Raw genomic sequence first — 20,807 nt, forward strand, 5'->3', positions numbered from 1 at the left:
CCGGCGCATCGAGGTGGAAACCGAGGACGACTCCATCGGCGGGCACTTCCTGCACCTGCTGCACCAGCACACCCCCTCCACCGCCTGGGTGCGCGCCATGCACACCTCGCTCAACCTCTACGCCGAGCACGAGTTCAACGCCTCCACCTTCACCTCGCGAGTGATCGCCGGCACCAACTCCGACATCTATTCCGCCATCACCGGCGCCATCGGGGCACTGCGCGGACCCAAGCACGGCGGTGCCAATGAGGTCGCCTGCGAGATCCAACAGCGCTACACCACCGCCGACGAGGCCGAGGCCGACATCAAGGCCCGCATGGAGCGCAAAGAGATCGTCATCGGCTTCGGTCACCCGGTCTATACGATCGGCGATCCGCGCAACGAGGTCATCAAGAGCGTCGCCCGGCGCCTGTCCGAGGGCAACCAGGACAGCGGCATGTTCGAGGTGGCCGAGCGGCTTGAGACCGTCATGTGGGACCTGAAGAAGATGTTCCCCAACCTCGACTGGTTCTCCGCCGTCGCCTACTCCCAGATGAACATCCCCACCGCGATGTTCACGCCCATCTTCGTGATCGCGCGCATCACCGGCTGGACCGCCCACGTCATCGAGCAGCGCCAGGACAACAAGATCATCCGTCCCAGCGCCAACTATGTCGGGCCGGAAAACCGCAAGTGGGTGCCGCTGGACCGGCGCTGATCTAATCGCAGCGCACCGGCGCGAAGGAAGCGCCCAGCGCGGAGATGCCGATGACAGCATTGCCAAGGAAGGCGCTGTCCGGTAGTTCAAGGTGAATCGATGAAAATCTACGAATCCGCGAAAAGCCGCGCCGCCGCCCTAAAGTCCATCAAGCCTGTAAGAATTGCAGTCGCGCTCGTCGGGGAGGATTGGCGGCGCTATGTCGTCGATCCCGGCCTACTCGAAGCGGTGATCGTTTCCCCTAAACCCGGCTCTAATCCCTTTGCCATAGAAGAACTGGGCGACGCGATTGGCTGGGACAAACTCTACCTGCTCGAAGACTTGCATTCAAAGCTCTATATTGGTAAAGAGGCGGCTTTTCTCGGCAGCCCTAACCTATCGGCGAACGGTTTTGGGGACAACGGCAATTATGAGTTAGGGGTGCTACTCACAAACGAGAAAAGCATTAAAAAACTTAATATTATTTTTGAATATTATCGGAAACAAGCCAATGCCGACTACCCCACCAAACAAAAAAAAACTGTAACGTCTCGCCCGCTTAGTTCGCGACTGGCAGAAAGCCATCGCGAACAGACTGATATTTTAAGATACCGCTCAGCAATCCGCTGTCCCGAACCTGAAAGACTATAGCTTCAGCAAACTGAACCGCATCCATGTGATATGGGGGGCGAACGCGGAAGGTGGCAGAGTCAATCGGTCGGCTGTTCAACACGAGATCCCTGAGACCGCAGGCCTGGAACAGGCCGCTTTAGAGGAATATTTTTCTGACTGCTGGGAAGTGCATCCCAGCGACGACGCTATCTGCGTCGGCGACTGGATACTGGGTTGGGGGTCCACGCACGCAGGCGTTCCACCGATGAGAGCAGTAGGAACCAGCATTTCATGGACTTTCGTCGATTTTGCTATAAAAAATGGCTACACCGACACTGAATACACCCAGCTTGTCGGCCAAGACCCGGCAACAGACCACCCAGATCCCCCGTTGGATCTCGATGACGACAATACCCGCAGAGCCATCATGAACGTCTTGCGATCAGGTCAGTTCCCGCAGATGCTCGGCACCTACAACGACGCTGACATCTGGCGTGCCGACACAGCCCTTCCTTATGTCATTGAATTCTTGAAAGAAGTACGGCGGCGACTCTTATCGATTCCTGCTGGCTAAGGAATGATGCTAATCGTTCTGCGTTCGTTCCGTCCTATTTTTCGACATCGCACAGCAACGCCTCGATTTCCGGAATTAATTTCAACAGATTAGGCTGCACGAAACTCATTCCCGGAGCAGGCGCGCGATTGTGCTTGATGTCCGGCGGGCTATGCCTGTGATGCGGGTGCGTGCTCTGGAGCAAAGGTTCGTCCGGGTGTGGCTGAGAGTCATACCAATAGAGCTTTTCGTTACCCTTCCATATCTCGTATCCATACCAATCGATAACGAGAGGGAGGCGGTCGAATGTAATCCGCTCGCGCAGAGTCAAGCGAAGCCCGTGATCGAACTCACGTTCCCCGGCTACCCGCGCCAGCGTGGCACCGCGCCGAATAAACCTGAGCGTTGACCGGCGGACGGCCGTAAACCGCTCCGCAAGTGTATAAAGGAACAGCTCGTAATCTTCCGGTGTGCGAAAATGCTCGCTCATGCAGCAATCCGGATCAATCCCGCAAGACTGGGCGCATTTCGCTGAATTCGTTGAATTTCGTTGCGATACTCGGCTTGCCGCGCGAGCCAAATACGATAAACGCTCGCCCATTCGCCGAAATCCAGGGTCCAACTATCGTCCTCCGGTTCCTCGCCATTCATATAGGCAGGGTGAAATGTCTCGGAACGTAGCCCATACTTGCGCTCGAACTCGAGAAGATCTTCTTCCAGTGCATGGATATCGCCTAGAATGTCATGATGTCTCATATCCGGAACCTCCACATGAACGAGTAGCGGGGTCACGAAAGCGGTCCCGCAGTAGCTGACGGCTATTTCTTGCGATATCACCGCAATGGGTCTGATCCGCGCCAAAGCCTTCAACGCCCAGCGCATAGGGAGTGAGCCCGGGGGTCTCGCTCAAGAATTGCTGAAGGGCGATCTGGATAGCTTCATCTTCGGTGATGTCATGTGCCCGGCAATAATGCGCCAGTCGCTCTTCAAGCATCGTTGGTAGGTGAATGGAAAGGCTCATATCGCATTCTCACGACAGGCGCAGCCTGTGGTTGGACGTTGACTCGGCAAGCCGAGAAACGCTGGGGATTGTGCTACGGCGCCTCTTGGCCGTCAAATATACATGCTTCGACGAGCGGCCAGGCTACCACCAAGGTCGGCGGAGAGTCCGGCAGCGATCACTGGCGTTGGAAGTGACTGATGGCATAGGACGACCCGCCGGTACGCTGGCGCGGTCTGGCTCATCCTTTTGTCCGCCGGTCCTCGGGGCGCACAGCGCCTGGCACATGCGTGACACTGCTGGAGCGGTGTCACGAGAACGGTGGAGCCTGGGGCGACCGGCATAATGATCGACGCCACTGCGGAATATGACATCCCGACGATAGCCGCCCCTCTCCGTCAGGCGCTTCCCACTACCGTACGGCCGGGTTATACCGCAGGCAATTGGGAATGCACGCGCATTCAAAGGCGATCTTCATCGGCGCAATCTTGCCCTCGTTCTTGAGCTGGAACAGCCGCGGCACCACCCGGTCGCGCAGGCCCTCAGGGTCGATCGTATTGACATAAATCCGGGTGCCGCCTTCAAAGCCCGCCGGATTGGAGACGCGCCATTTGATCAGGATGCGCCACGGCATCGGCACATCCACATCGGGCGGCTTGTAGTTCCACTCTTCGTTGCAGGGGATGTCCGGTCCGGCGGCGGCATGGCAGGCATGCACCAGGTCCGACATGCCGCGCAGCTCGTCCGCCGAGTGGGTCCACGGCTCACTGTGCTCGCTCTTGGAGAAGACCTCCAGGGTCGGAAAGCGATGACCGAAGCCGGCGAAGGCGATGGCGTAGTCGTTTTCGGCCACCACCAGATTGCGGTAGCCCGCGAAGTTGACCGCCGCTTCATTGTACATATTCGGATTATCCCGCACCCGCCGCAAGGCCAGGTCGTTCTGCACGCCGCGCTCGTCGATCGCCACCAGCTGTTTGTGCAGATGATCGAATGACGCACCGGCCTGTTTGAGCCAGTTCTGGAACACGGCAACATAGCGGATATAGCGGTTATTGGCAAACAGATCGCGCAGGGCATCGACCGTAAAGCCCATATACTGCTCATGCTCCTGTGGGGTCAGGGTCCCCGATGAGGCCAGCTGATGCTCATGGGTGGCGCCATCAATGAAATGGCGCCGGGCCACGATCACGTCATGGCCACCGGCAAAAAAGGCGTCGGCCAGCTGCAGACGCTCGTCAACGGACAGCAGGTGGCACTCGGCCTCATCAAGACCAGCGGCCCGTAAGCGTTGATCGACCACCTTCAGTACGTGCGCACGACCCGGCTCCGAGGCCAGGTAATCGGACTTGTGTGCGGCGAGGTGTTCCGGCATCTGGTAGTCGAAGTTCTGTTGCCAATAGTCGAATGACACGATCTCAAACAGGTTGGGGATGCGGCGGAATTCGGCCACCGTATCGAACAGGTGTTCGACATGCAGGTGGCGCAGCGTCTGCATGCCATCGCCCGATCGGATCAGCCGCGCCTTCTCGGGAGGCGTCTCCAGATAGCGTCGGACGCAGAACGAACAATAGGCATCGTGTGCCGCCGGATCGATGGGCGCCGGGTTGGGTGAGCTGACCCCCAGCGGCCGATTGCCCCGGCCCGGAACGGTCCAGACCTCCGTGTGGGTGAAGGGATTGACCTGCTTGATGGTCCCATCGGCCATGCGCATGAGATAATTGGCTTCGGGAATGATCTGAGACACCATACCTGCCCTACCTAACGGTTGCATCGAAATGGGTCCACTCGGTGAGCAACGCTCGCCGAGGGGGTCAGGTGTGATTCACAATTTCCGGTCCGGCACGCCGCCCGAGCGCGCCCGGATGGCGCAGCGGCAACCCGCCGCGGGACGAACCTGGAACACCAGGGTGGTTGTGAGCCCCCGGGGCGCCGCCCGGGTGGGCGCCGCGTGACGCGCCCGTTGATGACTGGGACCTGCGAAATAGTGTACCCTCTCCGCCCTGTTGGCAAACCCCTTTTCGGAGAACATTCAATGGCAGGCAACGGTAGCACCCCGGTGCTCGGCATCATCGGCGGCAGCGGTGTCTACGACATCGAAGGGCTCACCAACACGCGCTGGGAGCGCATCGAGTCACCCTTCGGCGAGCCCTCCGACGCGTTGCTCTGCGGCGAGCTCAACGGGCAACAGATGGTGTTCCTGCCGCGCCACGGTCGCGGGCACAAGATTCCGCCCTCCGACATCAACTTCCGCGCCAACATCGACGCGCTCAAGCGCGCCGGGGCCACCGACGTGATCTCGGTGAGCGCCGTGGGCTCGCTGCGCGAGCACCTGCGTCCCGGCATGTTCGTCATCGTCGACCAGTTCATCGATCGCACCTTTGCCCGCACCAAGAGCTTTTTCGGCACCGGCCTGGTGGCGCATGTGTCGATGGCCCACCCGGTGTGTCACCGGCTCGGCGACCATCTGGAGGCGGCGGCGCGCGACGCCGGCATCGAGGTGGCGCGCGGCGGCACCTATCTGGTCATGGAAGGGCCGCAGTTTTCGAGTCTGGCCGAGTCCGAGCTCTATCGCAGCTGGAACTGCGACGTCATCGGCATGACCAACATGCCGGAGGCCAAGCTGGCGCGCGAGGCCGAGCTCTGCTACGCCACAGTGGCCATGGTCACCGATTTCGATTGCTGGCATCCCAACCACGACGACGTCACGGTCGATGCCATCGTCAAGGTACTGCTATCCAATGCCGACAACGCCCGCAGCCTGGTGAAGAAGGTCGCGCCGCGCCTGCACGGCGATGCCGGCGCCGCCGCCTGCAGTTGCCGCTGCGCGCTCGAGCACGCACTGATCACCCCGCCGGAGGCGCGCGACCCCGAGGTAGTCCGACACCTGGACGCGGTGGCCGGTCGCCTGCTCAATCCACGCTAATTTTTCCGGATATAGCCCCATGCCCATCAAGTCGCGTATTCGTACCGTTCCCCATTATCCCAAGCAAGGCGTCATGTTTCGCGACATCACGACCCTACTCAAGGACCCGGTGGGCTTTCGCATCACCATCAATGAGCTGGTCAATCGCTATACCGCGCAGAAGATCGACCGGGTAGCCGGCATCGAGGCGCGCGGTTTCATCATCGGCGCGGCCCTGGCTTACCAATTGGGGGTTGGCTTCGTACCGATTCGCAAGAAGGGCAAGTTGCCTGCGGAAACCGTCGGCCACGACTACGACCTGGAGTACGGCACCGACCGTATCGAGATGCATGTCGATGCGGTGTCCAAGGGCGAGCGCGTGCTGCTGGTCGATGACCTGATCGCCACCGGCGGCACCGCCGAGGCGGCCTGCAAGCTGATCGACAGCATGGGCGGCACGGTCGTGGAGTGTTGTTTTGTCATCGACCTGCCCGATCTGGGCGGACGCGCGCGGCTCGAAAAGCATGGTCACAAGGTGTTTGCGTTGTGTGAGTTCGAGGGCGATTAACCTAGAGCCAAGAATTGCTCACGCCAAGACGCCAAGCTCGCCAAGGAATAGCATCGGGCAGGTGATATGTTCAGATCAGCTGCCGGACAAATGGCACAATACCGACAACGCACTGAAAAACCTTGGCGAGCTTGGCGCATTGGCGTGATAACTGACCTTAATATGGGTTGAGCGTCAGCTGACTTCGGAGGTTGCGATGGCACTCTTTGGCCTGCGCGAGGCCGGCACGACTGTCCGGACCGAGGTCCTCGCGGGTATCACGACCTGGCTCGCCATGGTCTATATCGTGGCGGTCAACCCCAGCATCCTGGCCAGCACCGGCATGGACCAGGGGGCGCTGTTCGTGGCAACCTGCCTGAGTGCCGGCATCGCCTCGATCGTCATGGGGCTGTACGCCAACCTCCCGCTGGCGCTGGCGCCCGGCATGGGACTGAACGCCTATTTTGCCTTCGTCGTGGTCGGCGGACTGCACATCCGCTGGCAGGTGGCGCTGGGCGCGGTCTTCCTGTCGGGCGTGCTGTTCATGATCGTCTCGCTGCTGCGCCTGCGCGAATGGCTGATCAATACCATTCCGCTGTCACTCAAACTGGGCATCGGCGCAGGTATCGGCTTCTTCCTGGCTCTGATCGGGCTGGAGCACATGGGCGTGGTTGCCGCGAACCCGGTCACCTACGTGACTTTGGGCCATCTCGGCAACCCCACCACACTCCTGGCCTGCGCCGGCTTCGTCGCGATGGCGGCGCTGGCGGCGCGCGGTATTGCCGCCGCGGTGCTGATCGGGATACTGGCGACCGCCGCGGCCGGCATCCCGTTCGGGCTGACCAGCTTCCACGGCGTCATCGCACCGCCACCTTCGCTCATGCCGACCTTGTTCCAGATGGACATCCCCGGCGCGCTCAACCTGGGTCTGGTGAGCATCGTGCTGACCTTCTTCCTGATCGACGTGCTGGACAATGCCGGCACGCTGATCGCGGTCACGCACCGGGCCGGGCTGATGCGACCGGACGGCACGGTTCCGCGTCTCAAGGAGGCACTGACGGCGGATTCAGGCGGCGCCATGCTGGGCGCGGCACTCGGCACATCCACCGTCTGCGGCTACATCGAGAGCGCGGCCGGCATCCAGGCGGGCGGGCGCACGGGCTTAACCGCCGTCGTGACCGGCGCGCTGTTCCTGGCGACCCTGTTCTTCGCCCCGCTGGCCCTGTCGCTGCCCGATTTCGCCACCGCGCCCGCGCTGCTGTTCGTCGCCTGCCTGATGGCCGTGGCGTTGCGAGGGCTCAATTGGGACGACCTGACCGACTATCTGCCGGCGGTAGTGACGGCGCTGGCGGTGCCCTTCACCTTCTCGATCGCCGCCGGTATCGGCATCGGGTTCATCGTCCATGCGCTGGTCAAGACCCTGGCCGGACGCCCGCGCGAGGTCGGAGGCCCGGTCTGGCTGATCGCGGCGGCCTCGGCGGTGAAGTTTGCGATTCAGTGACTGCGGACAGGCACGCGGGGCGGACCCGATTTGGTCGATGGAGGATGGCCAGCAGCGCCGGAGAGGGGTTACGGCGTTGCCAAAACGACTGACCACTGCGGCCCCAAGACCAACCCGGGGTTGATGACGTAGGGAAATTGCCCTAAAGTCCCGCCATAGTCCCGCGCCTAAGCGTGGCGTCGCGCCCAGCACCGCCGCGATGGGCGCACGGCCAGGAGACCCGATGCAAACCGCAGCGCACTATCTCAACAAACTCGCCCAGGCCACCCATCGCCCCGAGGACGAACTGATGGCGGCCGCCTTTCGCGTCGGCCTCTGCCAACTTTGGCGGGAGTTCACCCTCGAAGGCTATCTGCGGGGCGAGATCTCCCGCACCCAGGCCATCGCCGAGGCCGGTATCGACTCGGTGGAACTGGCGGATCGACAGCGGCAGGCGGTACAGGAAGACCTGGAATGGGCGATGAAGGAGTAGCGGCGGTCGCCGATGCCGGGCCACTCATCCATCTGTACGAGATCGGCCTGCTGGACTTACTCCGCCTGTTCCGCGCCATTCAGGTCCCGGACGTCGTCTGGCAAGAAGCCACACGCGGCGGTCGCGTGCCCGCGGCGGCGCTGAAGCAACTACGCCACTGCCGAAAACATCCGGACCCGGTCATGCCCGAGCCGCAGAACGCGGCCCTCGCCCACCTGCACGGTGGCGAACGTGCGGCGCTACACCTCTGCGCCCGCCTCCAGATACCCCTGCTGCTCACCGACGATTTGGCGGCACGCGAGGCTGCCCGGCGCCTTGGCGTCACCCCGGTCGGTTCGGTGGGCATCGTGGCCAAAGGCCACCACAGTGGATTGATCGACCTCGCCGAGGCGGAGGCGGCCTTGGGCCGGCTCTACGACACCAGCACCCTGTTCGTCGCCCGCGCACTGATTGACCAGGCGATTTTCGCCCTCCGAGGGCAGGGGCGTCCGGTCTGATCCGGAGCAGCCCAGCTGCCAGCCCTTCCTGTCTCCGTTCAAGGCGGCAAGTATTTTGGGCCGAAGACAAGCCGGCGGCAGCCGGGGTCATAGCACTGATGTCGGCAACGGAACCCTGATGACACCGAGCCGGAAGCCGTCGGGCCAGCAGGCAGCGGTTTCCGCGCGATTGCGCCAGGCAGCCGCGAAATTCGCCAGGGCGTCCGCCACCGAGAGTCCGCCCGACGGCGCCGCCGGCATCGCGAACCAGGCCTCCGCGGCAGGCTGGCCACCGCCCTGGCAAGCGCCATTAGCCAAGGTTCCAGCGGCGGCGATCAGGCGCGCGTAGCCGACGATCTGGAACAGACAGGCGGCGCGCGAAAGAACTCTCCGAAAAATGCGAAAGAACTGCCGATCCGCAGCGTTGGCGCCACCAACACAGTGTTGAGAGAATCAGAGCACATACCGCCGCTTTGCCGCCGCCCGTGAGAACGCTAGCCCACCACGGACGGTAACCCGCTCTCCGACCCTCAGCGACTGCCCACCCAGACCGACCGACTGCAGCCCCGACGAGGTGGCGACCTCCGCGGCCCCTTCCCACACGCGCACCACCACGCCGCTGGTGGAGTCGACGACGCCCAGCAGCTCCCGCAGTTCCTGGAGCGGCGTGGTCACGCGCTGCACCTGTCGACCGTCAGCCGGGTCTCAGCGGCCACGCCTACCCAGACGTGCGCCAGGCCAATGATACTGCCTTGCCAGGTTTCGCCCATTTCGGGGTCAGTCACTGCGATGCGCATCCCCAGCAGGATGGCCGGATCGTAATCTATCGTAAGTTGCACCCGTGCCCTCGCGTGCGCCCGGGCGTCCAGCTCTGCGCGCCCACGGGCCAGGGCCGCATCGATACTGCTGCCGAGCAGCGCGTCGGACACCTCCGCGCCACTTTGGTCGCCAGTCCCGCGCAGGACCTCAATCGTTATCGTCATGGCGCGGACCCTAGGATGTAGACGAGGATTGGGAAATCCGTGAGGCCCGCGACACTGGCCGGGCTGGTAAGGCGCCACGCCTCGGCCGCGGCGGTGTAGGTAACCCGCGCAATCGCTACGCCTGATGCCGCGGCTGTGATGCTCATGCGGTCATCGCCAAGGGCCGGGTCGCCCAGGGATTGGCCGATCCAGACGACGCTCGTGATCGACTGTGCCGGCACACTCAGGCTCGCAGTGTCGGTCCCGCCAAAGACCAGATCTTCAGTGCGCGACACGGAAACGGACTGGCCGCCCTCAATTACGCCGGAGCTAGACACCGGCCGCGAGTAGGTTACGCGGTCCGATGTGAACACCAGGAACCACGCAGCGCCACCGGGCACAAAGGACATCATCCCCCCATTTAGACCTGCAGCCCTGCCGTCAATTTCAGCGCTCAGGTGGGCGCCCGCGGGGGCTCCTCCTGCTGCGCCGAACGAAATCTGAAAACTGCTCAACACCGCTCAGCCCTCCGCGGCCAGAAACTGAATAGTCTCTCCACGATCATGGTGAACCTCCCACTGCCAGGCCCGAGCGCTGTACTCCAGGTCTATCTGGGTCTCGCCCGCAGTTTCCGGGCTGATCGCCGTCCCATCGTGGCTGATCTCCCCGAGGTCTGTGTAGCGATACGCAGACCTGGTGATCGCCTGCACCGGATAACTCGCCGTCGTTGCCCCGCCGACGACCACGAGGGCCTCGACGTGTCTCGTCTGCACCTCGACACGCGCACCGATTGTGACCGATGAGTCGCCGGTGTGGGTCAGGGTTATTGGCATCCAGGGCCAGGGGTAGGCCCGCACGGTGCGGTGCGTTGGGTCGGCCGGGTTGTCTATCACGTCGATCTTTGCTGCCTGGCTGGAGTTGCCGCTCGTGATCGTCAGCCGGTTGGCGGTTATCGCGCTGCCTGCTGATTCGTCGTGGGCGTACAGCACATCGTCGGTAATCACAACATCGACTGGCCCGCTGGCTGTTGGCGGGCTGATGGGCTCGCGGGGGCGGGCCACCAGCGACCCGTCTGGGGCGGACTCCAGCACGGATCCCACCGCCGCGACGATCTGCCGCGCTAGATTCAGCGGAGTGCCCGACAGCAGGGCCGCGCTCGCCGGCAAGGGCCAATCGACACACCGCCAATCGATCTCTTGATCCAATAGCCGCTCGCACACTGCGCGGGCCATACCAACGGCCCCGAGCGTCGTCTGCGCCCGGAGCGATCCCCAGCGGCACACGGGCGACAGGGCGGTGACTGTGTAGCCATCCGGCCGAGCGCGCCGCATCCCGTCGATCACGAGCGCCCACTCATCGGCACCGGTCCGCAGCGTCAGATCATCGCCGAGCGCCATCTGCGAATACTCATCAGCTGCGAGATCGATTTGGGCCTGCCAGAATGGCGATCCCACGTCGCAGCTCACCGTGACACCTAACGGCGACACGCTGCCGGCCAGTGCGTGCTGCACCAGCGGCGCGAGGTCAAAGATGCGTACCACCCCGGCGGGGGCCGACCATACCGCTGCAAACCGCGAGATCAGGACTGTGCCTACCAGCATCGCAGCCGGCGCTGCAAATCGCGCCCGCACCGACGCAGTGAGCGCCGCCGGGGCGGCGAACCTCACGGCCAGGCAGATCGCCGCCGGCGCCGAAAATCGCGAAGTGACCGGATCGCCAGCCAGCATCGCGCATGGCGCATCGAACAGTCCCGCGCACCGGGCTAGGGCCCGTATACTCGCCGTGCTGGCGACCCAGGGCCCATCCGACACTGCCACGGCGCAATTTGGCAGATACCCAAGGGCCGCGGATGCGGCCCACGGCCCATTCGACTGGGCAACGATCTGCACCGCAGCGCCATCGACCAGCAGTACCGCCGCGGATGCGGCCCACGGCCCATCCGACACTGCCACGGCGCGCACGCCAGACGGTGCCCATGAGGCGTCGGCCGCATCGTAGGTCGGCCGGGTATAGGCGCCGACACCCTCCCATGAAGCGTCTGCCGCATCGTAGGGCGGGGGGCTGTAACTCACGGCACGTCTACTGTGTTAGTTAGGTCAGGTAGATTAGATCCGTCGGGGGCGTAATAGCGCAAGTCAACGAGCCCTGTGTAAGCCACCTCGATCGCGTACTGTCCGAGGGGCTTTGCGGGGATCGCGCCGAACGCCGGCCATGGCGCGGCGGGGTAGACGATTGGGCGGGCTACGCGCGTAAACCTCACGCCTGCGATATGCCCGGCAAACCGGTACCCATCAAAGCCCCGGGCAATATATGGCCTGTCGTACCCAGCATAATAAGCGTGAGTGTCCGCCACGGAGGCCACTTGTGTCTCATTTACCCACAGACTGGATAGCCCGTTGGTCCGGCGCCACGATACCAGTGCAAACTCGTCAGTCCCGACCGAGCCTCCGGCCGTCATATTAGCCGAGTCCACGAAGCACGTGGGCTGATTTCCGTTGAGATACAGCAGGGGGTAAGCCCCCTGCCCATAAGGTCTCAGATCGAACAGACAGCGTATGCCGCTGACCGAACTCGGACGGACCAGGGCCTCCACGGTAAAATCCCCGGTCCCTGAAGCGAAGTCTGACGAGTCGCCGTTCGTGTATAGCCCGTCGGACGACCCATCAAACACTGCCGACCCCCCTGATGACCATGGGCCAACATCGCTGGTGATGTGGGGCGCACCCTCTGCGGTGATTGTGCGTGCTGCAAGGGACGCGTCGGTAAAAGACGCAGACCCATTAGCTCCCTGCATTATGCAGAGCAGCTTGACCGACTCGAAATACTCGTCCCCCAAAACGGCTTCTGATCCGTCGCCGGTTAGCGCGCTACCTAGCGGCTCCCCCGTATCTCGTCGATACGCCCGCACCAGTACATCTTCCGCCAGTGCCCCGTTTGCGTCCCGCACTGTGCCGGATATGGTCGCCACCTCAGCCCACCGTCCAGCTCACCAGCTCAACCGGCTTGCCGGCCGCGATGGCCAGCGTGTTGAGGACGCACTTGCCCGCCACGGGACTGCTCCCCGCCTCGCACGGCAGCGAATGGTGGCCCATCCCCGCGCCGTCGCGGATGGTCGCATAGGCCGCCGTGCCGTTGGCCGGGGCCTCCTCCTCCCGCCCATCGGGTGACAGCGACCAGATGCCGGTACCGCTGTCCACACTGCCGATCGGCCGGGCCAAGGGGATCTCCGCCAGCAGCGTATCGCTGCTGCTGTGGATGCTGATATAGGAAGGGTCCGTCTCGGCGTCCACTGCCGCCCGCAGCGCGGCGTTCGCGGCGCCCTTCGCGTCGGGGGACCAGTCGTTCAGATAAGGGGCGGCCATCGGGAGCACTCCGTGGGAAAGGTTACGCGGTCTCGCCTTCGAGGCAGACCGCCAGGGTATCGACCGCGATCGCCGCCGCGCCGGCCGGCACCACGCGCCGAGACCAGAGCGGAACGGCCGCGGGGATGGTCGAAAAGGTCAGGGTGTCGCCGGTACCCGGGGTGCCTCCCCAGGCGCCTGGCGCCAAACTGAAATAGGGCGTGCCGGAGGCTGGATTGAGCGGCGCCAGGGTCGCTCCGAGCGCCCCGGTACCGACGGCCCCGACGAGGTCTCCGCTCACGGCTAGGGCGCCTGTGGCGGCGTTGGTCACGGTCACGGTCCAGGTCTGAAAGATGGCCCCCAGGTTGGTCAAGGCCAGCGCCCCGGCCGGGGTGCAGGTCAGGCCGCCCGTGGTGGCGACATCGGCATAGACACAGGCCACATCGTCAGGCTGTAGCACGCTCGCCACCACGGCGCCCGCGTCATAGGCCCCGGTGAGGCCCTCGGCCAGCGTGATGGCCATGGCAGCGCCGGCATAGGTCACGGTAGCGATGGTCCGGTACTCGCTGGCACCTGCGCTCAGCACATCGGCCCGGGCATCGATCCGCACCAAGTCGCCCGATTGGAATGGCTTGTCGCTCATCGCCGAATACTCGGCCGACTCGGCAGCCACGCTGAGAACGGTGTCGCCCAGCCCGACCGCGGCGGCCAGCACGCCGATTCCGTAGGGCCGCCCAATCACCTCGTCCTGGGTATCGTCGTGGGTGCCGGCGTAGAGCAGCAGATAGCTGTCGCCCGCGCTCGGCGCCTCGATACTCAGCTTGGGGTTCAGCAGCACGTCGGCACCGGGCGAGCGCACCGCAACGAAGGCCTTGCGCCAGTGCGCGATCCCCGCCGACCGCTCGGCTTGCGAGACGTCCGGGAACAGGTTGTTTTTCACCCCGCTGACGATGGGCGTCGCCGTCATGCGTCCGCCGTTGCTGGCCGGAATGCTGTCGCTCAGGAGTGCCGCGCGGCGCCACTGGATCTCGGAGGTCAGAATGGTCATGCGCAGCTCATAGGGTCATCAGCTTGATGGTGCCGGTGTAGGGGTCGTCGGTACCGGGATCGGCGTAATCGATCAGCGGACGCAGGTCCAGAGCCGGCGGTTCGTGATGGCGGAAGCAGACGTGGAAGCTGAGGTCAGCGCGCTCCTCAAACACGAGGGGGAACTGCCCCCCGGGCACCGCGGCCAGGGCCTGTACCGCCAGGGCCTGTACCCGCGTCAGCCACTGGGACGCGTCGGCCTCCAGCGTTATCGGGCGGCCCGCTTGATTGGCCCGCGCGTAGATCGTCGGCGCGCCGTCCAGGCGGCGACGCATGGACTGCGCGACCGGGTCGGCGGAGAACTCGTCGGGCCAGCGCAAGCCGCTTGGTAGGGCGATTCCCGCCAGTAGTATGGCCATTATTTTCCAACCACGATAGCGTAATCGGGCGACGATACTGTTACACGGAAGTCGTAGGAATCACAATGGCCAGAGTAGTGCAGCGCAATAGGCCCGACGCGCGCCATCTCCTTTCCGTTCCCGCTGCCATCGCCGCCCTTATACGACTTCGCGTTTACTGTGATGGAGAACGTCGCGCTTCCGTTTCCGCCAAGATGCGAGCCCAAGCGCTGGGAGAAATTCAAGCTCTGCTGGTCCGCCAGGTAGTAATCACGTAAACGGATCTCCTCGCGCCCGCCATCCGAACCGTTGGAGCCGCTACCGGCCCATTCGACGATCAGCCAGTCAGGCGAATTATCAAACGATATCCGCGCCACTGGCACAGTCACCACAGCAGAATAAAACATCGACGGATCGCGTGAGAACTGCCACTGAGCCGGATGCTTCAGCGCGATTGTCGAGCCATCCCGGCACGTCGCCTGCGCCTCGAACGCCACCCGCCCGCCCGCAGCGCCGACCTCCATCGTGACCTCGATATCCCGCGTCAGGTCGACCGCCCCCAGGCTGAAATCATCGGCCATCGTCTGCAGCGCATTGGTATCAATGCGCATGGCGCTGTCCTTCGGCGCGATCGTGACTCTTCCGTCCAGCCGCTCCCCGGGCAGGTAGTGCTGTTTCGGATCAGGCTGCCACATCTTCGGCTGCATCGCCTGATGCGGCCCCGTCGGCGGGGCCGAGGCGGTGCCGACTCTTGAGCGATCCACTAACACCAAGTCATGGTCGAACATCAGCCGGCATGGGATGCGCAACCCCAGCTTGTCCAGGGCGCGATCGTTACCCGCGCCCTTGGCGTCACTCAGCGGTAGCGGGCCGATGCACGTTACCGCCACCGCCCGCTCGCCCGCCATCCACTGATCGCCCACGGTGCCGATAATGGTGACGTCGGTCGCCGCCGGTGCTGTCGGCGCGGTAAACGCGGTAAATACCGGCACTGCGGTGCCGCGCATCCACGGGAGAAAGTTCGCGTAATCCGGGAACGGCACCAGATCCACACCCGCCTGCCACAGCCGCCGCTCCACACACACCCTGCCCTGCACCAGCCGGATCTCCACCAGCGCGCCGGGCGCCAGGGCCGCGGCCGGCACCGCAATGCTGTAATGGCCATCCGCATAAACCGCACCCGGAAATATCCGCAGTCCGACGACAGCCACCACACCCACAGTGGGCTCTCGCTTGTAGGGATCGAGGGGTGGCTGGTACACCGTGGCCGCCGCGTAGCCCTGCCACGGCGACATAAATGGGCGTAGATCCTCAGGCCACATCACAGTCAGGAAGGCATCCTCGGGGTCTGTCGTGATCTGGTTGGTCGCGCTATCCCACAGGCAGGTCAGCTTAGGCAGATCCTCGCTGGTATCGCAGCCCTTAGACTCATAGGTCACCTGGTCGACCCGCCACTCGGGAAAACGCGTCGGCGAGGGCCGCCAACGGATGCGATCGGTCAGCCGTTGGCAGGTCGATGTGGCCGCTGGATCGCCTGTCGACTGCGGCGGCGAGGGCTCACGCGTCGCGGTGAATCTGCTGCCGTCTACCCCGCCGCCGTCTACCCCGCCGCCGTCTACCCCGCCGCCGTCTACCCCGCCGCCGTCAGTCCAACCCGCCGGATCGCTGGCAGTTTCCGGCGCGAACTGCACCAGCAGCTGCGCCGACAGGTCTGCCGAAACACTCGCCCCAGGAGATGAACCCCCGCCCGGCAAACGCGCATCTAAGTGGATCGCTACCTGAGCGACAGCCTCCGCGGTGACCGGCGCCGCCGCATTCGCGCTGCTGAATCCGATGGTCAGGCGCGCATCCATCAGCCCGCCCGCGCCAGGTCGCGCAGCATCGCCGCCAGCGCTTGCGCCTGGTCGCGGGAGCCGGCCAGCGGCCCGATGCGCTGCCCGTTGTAATTCACATTGATGTGCACGGTATCGGGCCGGGCGGTCGCCTGGCCTGCCGCGCTGACCGCACCCACCCCGCCCCCGGCCGCAAACCGCGCCACCGGTGCCGTCGCCCCATCCAAGGCCGCGGCCAGCTGCGCCCGCGGGATGCGCATGGCGTTCAGCCCCTCGAACAGCCCCGCGCCCAGCCGGCTGACGGTCCCCGGCGCAAACAACCGCTCCCCCGGCATCAACAGCGACGGGATCAGCCCGCCGGCCGCAAACCGCCCCACCGCCGCCAGCCGATCCAGCAGCCCGCCGTAATAGCCTGCCGCCGCCTTGCGCAGCACGAACATCCCCGGGCTCAGCCCCGCCGGCACGCTATCCTCGTTGCCCACGCCCGGGACCGTGGTCCAGGAGGGTACCGCAAACCCGTCCACCTGGCCGCCGCCGGCAAAGCGCTGGATCAGGCCGCCCAGGGCGTTGCCCTCCACCTTCACCACCGTGATCGTGTGCGTCGACGCGGTATCGCGGCCGTCCAGACTGTCGATACTCTTGGCCACCTCCGGCACATTGGTCGCCACCGTGTGCTCGCTCGCCGTCGGCGTCTCCAATCCCCTGATCGCCGTCTGCACCCCATTCACCGCATCACTCGCCGCCTTCACGCTCAGCGTCAACTCCGGCGGCACATCCGGCCCCAGGGTCGACAGTTTGATCTTGACCTCTTTCAGCTTCTCGTCCAGGGCCTGTGTCGTCGCTTGCAAGACGATGGGGTTATCACGCGCTAGGGTACCGGCATTGGCCAATGCACCCGAGAACGAGGCCAGCTCGTCCGCCGCCTGTTTCAGATAGTCCTTGGCATTCGCCAACGGCTCCATCCCCCGCACCAACTCATCCACCGACTGCTTCGCCAGGTCCAGCGACTGCGAGTCCCAGGTGATATCGAGCTTGACCGCCTGCGCCAATTCGGCCTTGATCGCGCGGGCACCCTGGGCGATCCCCGCCAGCCCCTGCTGTGCCTCCTTGGCCGCCGCCGCTGCCTCCGCCGCATGGTCGCGCTCGGCCGCCATCCCCTCCCGCAGAGTGGCCGCCTGGATCTTGGCTCCCGCCGTCACGATCTCGATCGCCCGGGCAGTGGCCTCCTGTTGGCTCACCACCTTGCGCCCGCCGTCCTCCACGGCCCGGGAGTTCGACGCCGCAAGGTCCATCCCCTCCTGCGCCAGCTTTCTCGCCAGTTCGAGTTGCCCCTGCGTGGCGGCCTGCCTGGCCGCGGCCAGCTTTTCCAGCGCCTCCCGATCGCGATCGTAATAGGCCTGGGTATCGGTCATCGCCCCGCGCTTCAGCTCGCGGATGCGGTCCTCCGTGGTCATCTGCAGCTGGCGCAGCTCGTTCTGGATACGGGTCACCTCACTGAGGTGCCGCCGCTCATCCTGGTTGAGCGAATCGATGTGCTTCTTGTAATCGCCCTCGATCTGCGTCAGTGCCGTCTGTTTCAGCCGCAGGATATCCATCTCCACCAGCCGCACATCCCCGCCGGTGCGCCGTGCCGCCTCGATCCGCCGATTGCTCTCCTGATCCACCAGCGCCAGGGCGCTGGAGGAATACTGGGCCAGCGTCGTCAGCCGGGCCGCCGCGGCATCCTCGGTGAGCTTGATCAGCTCCACCGCCCGCGCCCGCTCCCCGATATTGCCCCGCGCCGCCCGTGCGGTATTGGCCGCCTCCACGCGATCGATCGCCGCCATCTGTTCATCGAAGGCGGAGCGCTGGATGATCCCCAACTCCTTCCAGTTAGCGGCCTCTGCCCGCAGCGCCGCATCCAGCGCCTTCTGATGCGTCTCCAGCTTCTTGTCCAGCTCCGTGACCGCCGCGCCCACCTGCAGCGTCGCCGCACCCACCGCCCGCGCCGCCTCCAGTCCCGCGGCACCCACCGCCTGCTGACTGCGCGAGAGCCCGGTACCAGAACGGCCAGCCTCCTCGGTGAGCCCCAGCAACTTGTCCGTGATGCCCTGGATTTGCTCCTTGCCATACCCCAGCTCCGTCAGCCTCTCGGTAATCTGGCGGATCGACATCCCGCTGTTGAGCGCCTGCACCGCGAACTTCTGCACACTGCCCGCCGCCGCGTCCTCCTTGGCCTTCAGCGCGTCCAGCGTCTTGTTATGGATCGGGAACAGGCCAAAGTACTCGGCAAAGAGATTGCGCAGCCCTTGCAGCCCGCTGTATCCCTTTTGCGCGGACCCATACAGGTCCCCGAACCACTCCTTCTTGTCCGCCAAGGCCGCGCTGCTGTCCTGCAGGTCCTGGAAGGCCAGCACCAGCTGATCGAGCATCGCCGTCTGATCGGTCTTCTTCAGCCCCGCCACGTAGGCCTCGACCTTGGCGGTATTGGCCTCATAGCCAGCCCCGACCCGGGCGACCATCCGCCCCTGCTCGTCCATGGAGAGCGTGAGCCCCGGCACGATCTCCGCCAGCCGCTCCGCCGCCGCGTTGTAGGCCTTGGAGCCCGGCGCCGCGCTGTCCATGGCCGCGCGCAGCTTGGTGATCTCATCCACCTGGCCCATCGTCTTCTCGCGCAGCTCGCCGAGCCGCTGGCTGGCCTCCGCGTTGCTCTCGCTGAACGCGAGGAACGCCGCCGCCGCCAGCCCCAGCACCGCCACGATGGCGCCCAGCGGATTGGCCACCGCAAGTGCCCACAGTGCCTGCAGGGCCAAGGACGCCAGCTTGATGGTGCCGAGAAAACTGTACCAACCAATCACCGCCGACCCGACCGCCAGCGCCAGCGACAGCAGCGCACTGGCGATGCCCGAGAGGATATCGAAGATCCCAATCCCGCTCGCCTGCCACAACCCCCAGGCGATGATGATCTTCTGCAGCGGCCCCGGCAGCCCATCAAAGGCATTGGCCAGCACCTGCACCCCCGACAGGAAGGTACCCAGCACCGACCCCACCGCCTCGATCGCCTGTTGCAGGATGCCGACGACTTGCGCAAACAGCCGCGCGGCCCCGGAGGTCTCCGTGAGCCGCCCCACCACCGTGGTGAGCGTGTTCACCAACTGCGTCATGGAGCGTCCAAAGGTCGCCGGCAGGGTCTCGAACTCCTTGCCCAGCTTCGCCGCCTGGCCGGTGAGCGCGTTCACGATCACGTCCGCGGTCAGCTTGCCCGCCTCCGCCATGGCGCGCAGTGCCCCGACATTCACCCCCAACTGATCGGACAGTGCCCGGGCCAGCCGCGGCGCACCCTCCATGATGCTGTTGAACTCATCGCCTCTCAGCACCCCGGACGCCAGGGCCTGAGACAACTGCATCAGCGCCCCCGCGGAACTCTCCGCCGAGCCCCCGGACAACTGCAACGCCTGCGACACCGTGGTGGTGATCGCCGCCACGCTGGTGCCCGTCTTACCCATATCGGCCAGCGTGCGCGTCAGCGTCGCATAGAGGTCGCCGGTCGCGGTCACCGAGGTCCCGGTGGCCACCGCAATCCCCTGCACCTCCCCGAGCGACTTGGTAAAGCCCTCGGTCCCGTCAGAGACCAGCTTGACCTTCGCCGCCATGCCCGAGTACTCATCGGACAACCGCGCGAGCCCACCCAGGGATAATGCCCCCAGGGCTGCGGCCCCGCTCTTGACCATCGTCGACAGCGAGTTATTCGCCTCTTCCGCTGGCCGGCGCAGATCGGTCAGTCCGGCCACGGCATCCTTCACCCCGCCGGCGAACTGCTTGAGCCCGTCAAAGACCTGCTTGAGCCCATCGGCGGCGCCCTGGAGGCGCGTCACCCCACTGTGCGCCCGCTCCAGTGCGCCACCCAGCGCCTGTTGCTCCGCAGTGAGCGCGGCCGTTGTTTGCTTCAGTCCATCCGTGGACGTCTTGATCCCATCGATCGCCTGCTTGGTACCCGCCATCCCGGCGGCCGCCCGATCAAGATACTCCAGGACGACCGAGATCGTCAGGGCGTTGGCGGCGTTACCCACGCTCCTGCTCCGCTAACCAATCGAGGAGCGTGAGGAAGAGTGACCATCCATAGCCCCAGACCCCACCGTGCCCCCGCTCGACACAGGCGAGACAGGCGCGGTCGAGATCCCGCCCGCGCCCGCCATCAGCGTCGGCAAATGGGTCTTGGCGAAGGCGACGATGGGGCCGAAAAAATCCGCGTGCAGCTCCCACCAGGCCTCCGCCAACAGCCGGGACTCCGAGAGGCTCAGCTCCTCCAGCGTGGTCCCCTTGGGCAACGCCAGGCTGCCCTTGGCCAGCGCGTGCAGGTCCGGCAGATACTTCTGCACCAGCGCCAGGATCGGCAGCTCTGTCTCGGCCCCCGTGATGGCCTGCACCCGATCGAGCACCAGCCGCACATCGCGCACCTGGAGTTCGCGTACGGTCGCCATCCGCTTGCCACCGGTGCCGTCCAGGTCCAGCGTGATCTCCTTACGCATG

The 20,807-nt window shown here is 64.8% G+C and carries 23 protein-coding genes; 8 read left to right on the plus strand and 15 right to left on the minus strand.

The window, feature by feature from the left end; all coding sequences use genetic code 11:
- The 3 genes from QZY44_RS00850 to QZY44_RS00860 all read left to right on the plus strand — a co-directional run.
- Window positions 1-697: citrate/2-methylcitrate synthase (locus tag QZY44_RS00850; protein ID WP_295440889.1), on the plus strand; the 697-nt coding region annotated here is incomplete at its 5' end.
- Window positions 698-796: 99 nt separating this feature from the next.
- Window positions 797-1,327, plus strand: a complete 531-nt coding sequence (locus tag QZY44_RS00855; protein ID WP_295440891.1) for a phospholipase D-like domain-containing protein — start codon at window positions 797-799, stop codon at window positions 1,325-1,327.
- Window positions 1,328-1,553: 226 nt separating this feature from the next.
- Entirely contained in the window at window positions 1,554-1,862 is a 309-nt protein-coding gene (locus QZY44_RS00860) for a hypothetical protein (RefSeq protein WP_295440894.1), read from the plus strand.
- A gap of 34 nt (window positions 1,863-1,896) precedes the next feature.
- Here QZY44_RS00860 and QZY44_RS00865 read toward each other — a convergent pair whose 3' ends face one another.
- The 4 genes from QZY44_RS00865 to QZY44_RS00880 all read right to left on the minus strand — a co-directional run bounded on the left by QZY44_RS00865 (window position 1,897) and on the right by QZY44_RS00880 (window position 4,588).
- Window positions 1,897-2,331 carry a DUF6516 family protein gene (locus tag QZY44_RS00865; protein WP_295440897.1) on the minus strand — a complete coding sequence of 145 codons (435 nt, stop codon included), beginning with the start codon at window positions 2,329-2,331 and terminating at the stop codon, window positions 1,897-1,899.
- Window positions 2,328-2,597, minus strand: a complete 270-nt coding sequence (locus tag QZY44_RS00870; protein WP_295440900.1) for a hypothetical protein — start codon at window positions 2,595-2,597, stop codon at window positions 2,328-2,330. Before QZY44_RS00870 ends, QZY44_RS00865 begins: the two co-directional genes overlap by 4 nt.
- Entirely contained in the window at window positions 2,584-2,862 is a 279-nt protein-coding gene (locus tag QZY44_RS00875; protein ID WP_295440903.1) for a hypothetical protein, read from the minus strand. Before QZY44_RS00875 ends, QZY44_RS00870 begins: the two co-directional genes overlap by 14 nt.
- Window positions 2,863-3,253: 391 nt before the next feature.
- Window positions 3,254-4,588: a DUF4921 family protein gene (locus QZY44_RS00880; protein WP_295440906.1), complete on the minus strand. Its 1,335-nt coding sequence runs from the start codon at window positions 4,586-4,588 to the stop codon at window positions 3,254-3,256.
- 309 nt (window positions 4,589-4,897) lie between these two features.
- Between QZY44_RS00880 and QZY44_RS00885 the strand changes: the two genes are divergently transcribed.
- From QZY44_RS00885 to QZY44_RS00905, 5 genes are all read left to right on the plus strand, one after another.
- Entirely contained in the window at window positions 4,898-5,764 is an 867-nt protein-coding gene (locus QZY44_RS00885) for an S-methyl-5'-thioadenosine phosphorylase (RefSeq protein WP_295440910.1), read from the plus strand.
- A 19-nt stretch (window positions 5,765-5,783) separates the two neighbouring features.
- Entirely contained in the window at window positions 5,784-6,311 is a 528-nt protein-coding gene (locus QZY44_RS00890; protein WP_295440913.1) for an adenine phosphoribosyltransferase, read from the plus strand.
- A gap of 196 nt (window positions 6,312-6,507) precedes the next feature.
- Complete coding sequence (locus QZY44_RS00895; protein WP_295440916.1) at window positions 6,508-7,791, plus strand: NCS2 family permease; 1,284 nt, start codon at window positions 6,508-6,510, stop codon at window positions 7,789-7,791.
- A gap of 223 nt (window positions 7,792-8,014) precedes the next feature.
- Window positions 8,015-8,263 carry a hypothetical protein gene (locus QZY44_RS00900; RefSeq protein WP_295440919.1) on the plus strand — a complete coding sequence of 83 codons (249 nt, stop codon included), beginning with the start codon at window positions 8,015-8,017 and terminating at the stop codon, window positions 8,261-8,263.
- Window positions 8,245-8,760: a DNA-binding protein gene (locus tag QZY44_RS00905; RefSeq protein ID WP_295440922.1), complete on the plus strand. Its 516-nt coding sequence runs from the start codon at window positions 8,245-8,247 to the stop codon at window positions 8,758-8,760. The genes QZY44_RS00900 and QZY44_RS00905 overlap by 19 nt, the downstream gene beginning before the upstream one ends.
- 432 nt (window positions 8,761-9,192) lie before the next feature.
- Here the strand turns inward: QZY44_RS00905 and QZY44_RS00910 are convergent, their stop codons facing one another.
- The 11 genes from QZY44_RS00910 to QZY44_RS00955 form a co-directional block, all read right to left on the minus strand.
- A complete protein-coding gene (locus QZY44_RS00910; RefSeq protein WP_295440925.1) occupies window positions 9,193-9,414 on the minus strand; it encodes a hypothetical protein in 222 nt (73 codons plus the stop codon).
- Complete coding sequence (locus tag QZY44_RS00915; protein ID WP_295440928.1) at window positions 9,411-9,722, minus strand: hypothetical protein; 312 nt, start codon at window positions 9,720-9,722, stop codon at window positions 9,411-9,413. Before QZY44_RS00915 ends, QZY44_RS00910 begins: the two co-directional genes overlap by 4 nt.
- Window positions 9,719-10,219 (minus strand): hypothetical protein, encoded by a 501-nt coding sequence (locus QZY44_RS00920; RefSeq protein ID WP_295440931.1) that lies wholly within the window; start codon window positions 10,217-10,219, stop codon window positions 9,719-9,721. Before QZY44_RS00920 ends, QZY44_RS00915 begins: the two co-directional genes overlap by 4 nt.
- Before the next feature lie 3 nt (window positions 10,220-10,222).
- Window positions 10,223-11,773: a hypothetical protein gene (locus QZY44_RS00925; protein ID WP_295440935.1), complete on the minus strand. Its 1,551-nt coding sequence runs from the start codon at window positions 11,771-11,773 to the stop codon at window positions 10,223-10,225.
- Window positions 11,770-12,495: a LamG-like jellyroll fold domain-containing protein gene (locus QZY44_RS35570; protein ID WP_365302936.1), complete on the minus strand. Its 726-nt coding sequence runs from the start codon at window positions 12,493-12,495 to the stop codon at window positions 11,770-11,772. The genes QZY44_RS00925 and QZY44_RS35570 overlap by 4 nt, the downstream gene beginning before the upstream one ends.
- A gap of 175 nt (window positions 12,496-12,670) precedes the next feature.
- Window positions 12,671-13,063 (minus strand): hypothetical protein, encoded by a 393-nt coding sequence (locus QZY44_RS00930; protein WP_295440937.1) that lies wholly within the window; start codon window positions 13,061-13,063, stop codon window positions 12,671-12,673.
- A gap of 22 nt (window positions 13,064-13,085) precedes the next feature.
- A complete protein-coding gene (locus tag QZY44_RS00935) occupies window positions 13,086-14,090 on the minus strand; it encodes a hypothetical protein (protein ID WP_295440940.1) in 1,005 nt (334 codons plus the stop codon).
- A 7-nt stretch (window positions 14,091-14,097) separates the two neighbouring features.
- A complete protein-coding gene (locus tag QZY44_RS00940) occupies window positions 14,098-14,487 on the minus strand; it encodes a hypothetical protein (protein ID WP_295440943.1) in 390 nt (129 codons plus the stop codon).
- On the minus strand, window positions 14,487-16,319 hold the full coding sequence (locus QZY44_RS00945; protein ID WP_295440945.1) for a hypothetical protein: 1,833 nt from the start codon (window positions 16,317-16,319) through the stop codon (window positions 14,487-14,489). The genes QZY44_RS00940 and QZY44_RS00945 overlap by 1 nt, the downstream gene beginning before the upstream one ends.
- Entirely contained in the window at window positions 16,319-20,347 is a 4,029-nt protein-coding gene (locus tag QZY44_RS00950; RefSeq protein ID WP_295440948.1) for a tape measure protein, read from the minus strand. The genes QZY44_RS00945 and QZY44_RS00950 overlap by 1 nt, the downstream gene beginning before the upstream one ends.
- Before the next feature lie 12 nt (window positions 20,348-20,359).
- The gene (locus QZY44_RS00955) at window positions 20,360-20,806 is read right to left on the minus strand and encodes a hypothetical protein (RefSeq protein ID WP_295440951.1); all 447 of its coding nucleotides are present in this window, start codon (window positions 20,804-20,806) and stop codon (window positions 20,360-20,362) included.
- Window position 20,807 lies beyond the last annotated feature (1 nt).

It is taken from the genome of uncultured Thiodictyon sp. (assembly GCA_903837595.1).
Classification (GTDB): Bacteria; Pseudomonadota; Gammaproteobacteria; order Chromatiales; family Chromatiaceae; genus Thiodictyon.

Coding starts and splice junctions, on each gene's coding strand:
- QZY44_RS00890 (WP_295440913.1), top strand. CDS start 5,784: ATGCCCATCAAGTCGCGTATTCGTACCGTTCCCCATTATCCCAAGCAA.
- QZY44_RS00870 (WP_295440900.1), bottom strand. CDS start 2,597: ATGAGACATCATGACATTCTAGGCGATATCCATGCACTGGAAGAAGAT.
- QZY44_RS00915 (WP_295440928.1), bottom strand. CDS start 9,722: ATGACGATAACGATTGAGGTCCTGCGCGGGACTGGCGACCAAAGTGGC.
- QZY44_RS35570 (WP_365302936.1), bottom strand. CDS start 12,495: ATGCAGGGAGCTAATGGGTCTGCGTCTTTTACCGACGCGTCCCTTGCA.
- QZY44_RS00930 (WP_295440937.1), bottom strand. CDS start 13,063: ATGGCCGCCCCTTATCTGAACGACTGGTCCCCCGACGCGAAGGGCGCC.
- QZY44_RS00955 (WP_295440951.1), bottom strand. CDS start 20,806: ATGCGTAAGGAGATCACGCTGGACCTGGACGGCACCGGTGGCAAGCGG.
- QZY44_RS00900 (WP_295440919.1), top strand. CDS start 8,015: ATGCAAACCGCAGCGCACTATCTCAACAAACTCGCCCAGGCCACCCAT.
- QZY44_RS00895 (WP_295440916.1), top strand. CDS start 6,508: ATGGCACTCTTTGGCCTGCGCGAGGCCGGCACGACTGTCCGGACCGAG.
- QZY44_RS00940 (WP_295440943.1), bottom strand. CDS start 14,487: ATGGCCATACTACTGGCGGGAATCGCCCTACCAAGCGGCTTGCGCTGG.
- QZY44_RS00945 (WP_295440945.1), bottom strand. CDS start 16,319: ATGGATGCGCGCCTGACCATCGGATTCAGCAGCGCGAATGCGGCGGCG.
- QZY44_RS00860 (WP_295440894.1), top strand. CDS start 1,554: ATGAGAGCAGTAGGAACCAGCATTTCATGGACTTTCGTCGATTTTGCT.
- QZY44_RS00880 (WP_295440906.1), bottom strand. CDS start 4,588: ATGGTGTCTCAGATCATTCCCGAAGCCAATTATCTCATGCGCATGGCC.
- QZY44_RS00865 (WP_295440897.1), bottom strand. CDS start 2,331: ATGAGCGAGCATTTTCGCACACCGGAAGATTACGAGCTGTTCCTTTAT.
- QZY44_RS00935 (WP_295440940.1), bottom strand. CDS start 14,090: ATGACCATTCTGACCTCCGAGATCCAGTGGCGCCGCGCGGCACTCCTG.
- QZY44_RS00855 (WP_295440891.1), top strand. CDS start 797: ATGAAAATCTACGAATCCGCGAAAAGCCGCGCCGCCGCCCTAAAGTCC.
- QZY44_RS00875 (WP_295440903.1), bottom strand. CDS start 2,862: ATGAGCCTTTCCATTCACCTACCAACGATGCTTGAAGAGCGACTGGCG.
- QZY44_RS00905 (WP_295440922.1), top strand. CDS start 8,245: ATGGGCGATGAAGGAGTAGCGGCGGTCGCCGATGCCGGGCCACTCATC.